The following is a 6294-nucleotide window of genomic DNA, read 5'->3' on the forward strand; positions in this document are numbered from 1 at the left end:
TTTGTTTTGTTTAATTTGTTTTTAATTTTTAAAAAATAATTTTTATTAATAAAGCGACTATTGTTTTATTATTTGTTTCTAAAAATGCCATTTATTCGTTTTAATATTTAACACGTATTAAATTGTTATCTTTTTAACGTTTTATATTCGATTTTTGGCATAAAAAAAAAGAAACAGCGCGCTGTTTCTTGAATCGTAATTTGCTGTGTTCTAACGTAGATGCTTTTAACACAGGCTAGATGTTATGCATATTAGTGCTTGCAAACATCATTTCGATTAAGAAATGCGCAACAGCATACGTTACAACAACAATTTGTCATCATATTTGTATGATACATGCGCACTCCTTTACTCGTCGAAATGGTGATAAGTGATGACTATAGCGAATGGATTTGTGTTTGTCAAACTTTGATATGTACTCCCTTTTCTGAGTGAGTGTCTGATTTTGCTTGTTTTCGGACATTAAGTGCGAATTTGCTGTGTTTGGCTGATTTGTGATTTTTGTGCGATAATGCGTATGCTGGTATGTAAAATTGAATGGCTTGTAGGACGGGTCTGATTGTATGAAGGAGCTGATTATATGACAGAATATGATTTGCCGATTTTAGAGTATGATTCCGATAAAAGCGCAGTTTTAATGCCAAATCACGATAATATTTCTGTTCAGCTGCCACCTAAAGCGGTTTTTGCTTTCTTAGGCGATGAAATCGATCGGTATGCTTTAAGTAGGAAAGCTACGATTGTAGCAAATTTTGAATCTGCAACTAAAGCATACCCGATATATGTTTTGGAAGAAAAAGTAGAGAAAAAAGTAGGAGAAAATACAGACAGCGAAGTAGAGGAAGAAACGCAAAAAATCTGCTTAGTACAGGCACCAGTTGGAGCTCCTGCCGCTGTTCAGATCTTAGATTGGTTGATTTCTTACGGTGTTAGGGAAGCTGTTAGTGCTGGTTCTTGCGGATCGTTAGTTGATTATGCAGAAAACGTTTTCCTGGTTCCGTATAAAGCTTTAAGGGATGAAGGAACTTCTTATCATTATTTGCCTCCAAGTCGTTATGTTGATGTTTCGGAGCGTTCGAGGCGTGCTATTTTGCAAACTTTGCAGGCGCATAATTTGCCTTATCATGAAGTTAAGACGTGGACTACGGATGGGTTTTTCCGTGAAACTAAGACGAAAGTTGCTAACCGTAAGCAGGAGGGATGCGCGGTTGTTGAAATGGAGTGTTCTGCTTTAGCGGCTTGTGCGCAAATGCGCGGGATTATCTGGGGTGAGATTCTTTACACTGCAGATACGTTGCACGATGTTGAAAATTATGATGAGCGTAATTGGGGTGGAGACTCTAAAGCGTATGCGCTTGAGCTTTGCATTGAAGCAGCGTTGCGTATTTGAGCATTACGTATAAGCGTGTTTAAGAGTTTATAGGTGTTGTCAGTAGATAATTGTGATTAATCAGGATGAGTATGCTAATGTAGCTTTCAACGTTTTGTATTCGTCTAATCGGCAAAACAGAATCGAAAATGCTAGCTACGAAAATGTTATTAGATAGGGAATAGCATAAATAGAAGAAATATTCAAAGGAAGTGAGAGGTAGCTGGAATGAACAAAACTGACAATACGGCAAATCAGCAATCGCCCGCAAATCAGCAATCATCTAAACTACATCCCGACGTAAAAAATTACGTAAAACTATTTTTCAAAGAAAACAAGCTTGTAGCTTTTCTTTCTATGATAGTTTTTATTGCCTTGTCTATGATTTTCACTGCTATTTCTTGGATTTTGCAAATTATTTTCGACTATATGGCTGGTAAAGGATCCTTCTCTTTAACTACTATTTTGCTGCTTGTAGTTTCCTTTATGCTTGCAATTTCCATGATTTTTGCGTTGAAGCGCAGCGCGTATCCTCGCTTTCTTGAAAAAGCAATGAATCAGTATAAAGAGTCTGTTATTAAAAAGCTTTTAAAAAAGAGTTATAGTGATTTTTCGCTTGCGAATTCTGGTACATATCTTTCTGTGCTTACTAATGATTGCGAGCGTATTCAAGAAAAGTATTTGAAGAAGATTTTTGATTTTGTTCAAGACGTTCTTATGCTTGTAAGCTCTCTGGCTCTTATGATTTACTATAGTCCACTGCTGACTGTTATTGCTCTTATTATTTCCGTGCTTCCTATGGCGTGCTCGATTCTTACAGCTAACGAAATTGCCACTCGCGAGGAGCAGGTTTCTAAGTCGAACGAGTCTTATACAGCCTTAACGAAGGATGTTTTGAATGGCGTTTCGGTTATTAAGAGTTTTAAGGCGGAGCAAGAGGTTATTAACCGTTATCAGAATCAGTCGATGGAGCTTGAGCATACTAAGAATCTTCGCGAAAAAACGATGACTACTGTTTCTGCTCTTGGCACAATTTCAAGTCTTGGGACTCAGCTTGGCGTGATGCTTATTGGTGCTTGGATGGTTAACGCTCATATTGGTGTTATTACTGCTGGAATGGTGTTAGCTTTCACTAATTTGATGAATGGCGTGCTTCAGCCTATTGCAACTCTTCCGCAAATGCTTGGCGAGATGAAGGGAGCTAAGAAGCTTATTAGCAAGATGGCTGATTATATGAGTAACGCTAAGGAAGATTCTGGCGAGATCATTGACGATTCTATTAAAAGCGTTGTTTTGCGCGATGTTTCGTACGCTTATGACGCGGATCATAAAGTATTGAAGAACGTAAGTCTAACTTTGCAAGCTGGAAAATCTTACGCGATAGTAGGACCTTCTGGTGCTGGTAAGAGTAGTTTGATTAATCTGCTTATGGGCTATTACAAGGATTATGAAGGTAGTGTGCAGCTGGATAATCACGAGCTTAGCAATGTGAGCAAGAGTTCGCTTTACGATAAGACGACTCTTATGCAGCAGTCTGTGTTTATGTTTGATGCTTCGATTTTAGATAATATTACGCTTTTTAAGCCGTTCCCGGAGGCGGAAGTGGATCGCGTGATTCATTTGGCTGGTTTGGATGATTTGATTGCTGCTAAAGGCAAGGATTATCAGTGCGGCGAGAACGGTAGTCATCTTTCTGGCGGCGAAAAGCAGCGTATTGCTATTGCGCGAAGCTTGCTTAAAAAGTCCGAGATTCTGCTGGTTGATGAGGCAACGAGCGCGCTAGATAATGAGACGAGCGTGAACGTAACGCAGTCTATTTTGGATTTGCAAGGAATTATTCGACTCGTGGTAACTCACCGCTTGGATGCTAATTCGCTTAAACAATATGATGAGATTCTTGTGATGAAAAGTGGTGAACTTATTGAGCGCGGAAGCTTTGAGGAGCTTATGAATCAGAAGGCTTACTTCTACTCGCTTTACACTGTGTCTATGTGAGGTTATGGCGCTGGTGCAAAGCGCCAGTAAGTAAACAAATTCGGGGGAGTGTTCTTGGTTTTGTTTACCAACATGCTGGATAAGTAAACAAATTCGGGGGAGTGTTCTTGGTTTTGTTTACCAACATGCTGGATAAGTAAACAAATTCGGGGGAAGCTCGCAATGCAATACCAAATAAATCACCCTGCCTTCGTTTCTACTAGCGAAGGAAGTGCTGATTTGGGGATTGGTTATTTGCAGCGATTGGCTACTTTGTAATTGGTTGATTGGTGCTTAAAATAAACGCCAGGGAGTTCATTTCAACTCGACTGGCGTTTATTGGTTATTTGCGTTATTGCTATCTGTACTTGTTATTTGCCGTGTTTGCCAATGCGCGTGCGTTTAAGCGAAAGTGTACCGAACGCTGACAGTAAGAAAGCTAATCCAGTACCTGCAACAGTTGAGGTTGTAGAACCTGTATGTGCAAGAATTTCATGAGAGTTTGGTGCTGTAATTTCTTTAGATGGCTCAGTCTCGGTTACTTGTGTCGGTTCCTGTGCTTGTTCTGGTTTAGGAACAGATTCTTGAACTGGAACAGTTTCTGGTTTTGGTTCAAGAATTGGAACCTGAGTAGGTTCTAGTTCTGGTGTTGGTGGAACAGGTGTTGGTGGAACAGGTGTTGGTGGAACAGGTGTTGGTGGAACAGGTGTTGGTGGAACTACAGGTGGTTTCGGTTTAGGAGTTTCCGGGTTTGGGTTTGGATTTGGGTTTGGATTAGGATTAGGATTAGGTGTTGCTTTTATCACGTCAAAGAATGCATTGATAAAAGCAACATGTCCTGGATTATTCTTCTCATGCAACGTTATACCCGGCTCATAGGTATAATTTGGCGTTTCTGATGGGCTAAGAACCATTGGAAGATTATCTAACTTAGAACCGTCCGTGTTATAAGAATCTCCAACCTGAGCATCTGCGTTCGCCGTAAATGTGATCGAATAATCCGTATGCAGTACATATGAAGTGTTCATTTCAATCACAGACGTATTATTGCTTCGTGTAAACAAAACCTTTTTCAGTTCTACTTCTTGTGGTTCTGGATTTAATGCCGGCATAAAGTCGTCGGTAATTTCAGCACCTTTCTTACCGTTTTCATATAAATAGAACTTGAGTTTAACAGTTTTTGTTTCTCCTGGCTTAAGATAAATAGGACCATCAGCATACATACCAATTACTGTCTTGCTAACATTATTGTCGCCAAGATCACTAAATTTATACTGCTGTTGTGTTAGCGGATTAGTTCCAGCAGTGCCATTAAAGATATCGTTTCTATTTTTATATGCCTTGAATTTCTTAAATTCACCTACTGTCATATAGTCTGAGCCATTTTTACCTTTATGTATTGCTGCTATATACACAGGAATTTCGTGGATTTTTTCATCGTCCTTCCAAGTAATCGTAGGTGTGCCATCAAAATTCTTATTCAGAAAGTCGTAGCTCAAGCCTTTCAGTCCCATGCCACCGACTTTTTGCTCGAGGTTGTATTTTGCAAAGCTATACGTGCCGATTGTTGTTTGGTTAATTGAGTCCCACATATTCTGCGAATTTTGATCTTTGAAGAACCATGGCGTTTCTTTGATGTTTTCTTCTGTTGTTTTTCCGTCCTTCGTGATTTTTAGCGTAATGTTGCTGAATTTTCTTGCGGAAATATTTGCGTCTTTTCCAGTAAATGGATCAGCATTTACCGTTGTTATCAACTCGTTCTTATCAGGATTGTAACTGAGATACTTAGAGTACCTAGTCATTTGTTCAGTATCAGGATTTTTATCATTGTTTAGCACTTGCCATTGAATCTGTTTGCCGTTACTGTCGGTTGTAATTCCTGATGCTAATACATTAGTAGCAGACTCAGGTGGTTTCGGGGCAGGCGGTGTTACAGGTGGCTTTGGTGCTGGAGGTGTTACAGGTGGTTTTGGCTGTGGTGCTGGTGGAGCAACAGGTGTCTGTGGCTTATTTACAGTAATGTTTTGCAATATGCCCAACGTTATATAGTCTGAATCTTTGCCCGTATGGGTTGTTGCCATGTATACAGGAATTATGCGACTTTTTTCGCCTTCCTGCCAGTCTGTGACTATTGGCATGCCCTCAATTTTGCGCGTATTAAAGTTGTATTTCAAACCGCTAAGGTGTTTGCCGCCAACTTTTTGTTCTTGATTGTATTTCGTAAAGTTATACGAACCGATTGTCGTTTTATCAATTTCATCCAAAATACTCTTTAAATATTGACTTTTGTAGAACCACGGTGTTTCTTTAATATTGCTAATAGTTGTAGGCGTAGTTTCATTGTTGTTTGTGACTTTTATCGTAATTTCGTTATATTTTCTTGCAACGACATTTGCTGCTTCATTCTTGAATGGCACATTGCTCATGGTTGCGATTAGCTTATTATTATTAGGATCATAATTGAGCTGTTTGCCATATTCGTGCATCTTTGATGCGTCAGTAGCTTTGATATTACTGGAATTATCCGTTACTTGCCATTTGATTTGTGTGCCGTTTTTATCGGTCGCTGTTCCTGATGCTAATTCATTGCTTGTTGAATCAGTGTGTGATGTGTTTTGCTGAACAGCCTTATCTCTTGTTGCGACTTTGGAATCAACAGTTGTTCGAACCGTATTTGTATCGTAGTCGCGATCTTCACTGGTAGTGTTGTTGTGGTTAGTAGATTTATCATTTTTTAAATTATGCTGATTAGTGGAATCAGTATGTGGTGGGGGGGGGGGTGTTTGTTTTCGTGCTGCTATTTGCACTTTCAACACTGTCGCTTATTGATTTCTGACGCTGCCGACGAATTAGACGGTGTTGATTTTGGTGGTCCCCGGCTCATTGACAAAAAAACAAGGTCAGCTGTGCGTGGTTCTCCTGCCGCAGTCTTATGATCATGCCGTGCATGG

The 6294-nt window shown here is 39.7% G+C and carries 3 protein-coding genes; 2 read left to right on the forward strand and 1 reads right to left on the reverse strand.

Translation table 11 applies throughout. The annotated features are described in order from the left end of the window. The first annotated feature begins 580 nt into the window (after positions 1-580). Together ACJV45_RS06710 and ACJV45_RS06715 are read left to right on the forward strand one after the other, a co-directional pair. Entirely contained in the window at positions 581-1390 is an 810-nt protein-coding gene (locus tag ACJV45_RS06710; RefSeq protein ID WP_419397932.1) for a nucleoside phosphorylase, read from the forward strand. A gap of 207 nt (positions 1391-1597) precedes the next feature. Then, positions 1598-3364: an ABC transporter ATP-binding protein gene (locus ACJV45_RS06715; protein WP_419397933.1), complete on the forward strand. Its 1767-nt coding sequence runs from the start codon at positions 1598-1600 to the stop codon at positions 3362-3364. A gap of 350 nt (positions 3365-3714) precedes the next feature. Here ACJV45_RS06715 and ACJV45_RS06720 read toward each other — a convergent pair whose 3' ends face one another. Further along, the gene (locus ACJV45_RS06720) at positions 3715-6159 is read right to left on the reverse strand and encodes a hypothetical protein (RefSeq protein ID WP_419397934.1); all 2445 of its coding nucleotides are present in this window, start codon (positions 6157-6159) and stop codon (positions 3715-3717) included. Positions 6160-6294 lie beyond the last annotated feature (135 nt).

It is taken from the genome of Gardnerella lacydonensis (assembly GCF_048545055.1).
GTDB lineage: Bacteria > Actinomycetota > Actinomycetes > Actinomycetales > Bifidobacteriaceae > Bifidobacterium > Bifidobacterium vaginale_C.

What these genes read in the sequence shown, in the direction of transcription:
- ACJV45_RS06710 (WP_419397932.1), top strand. Translation starts at nt 581, where the DNA reads ATGACAGAATATGATTTGCCGATTTTAGAGTATGATTCCGATAAAAGC.
- ACJV45_RS06715 (WP_419397933.1), top strand. Translation starts at nt 1,598, where the DNA reads ATGAACAAAACTGACAATACGGCAAATCAGCAATCGCCCGCAAATCAG.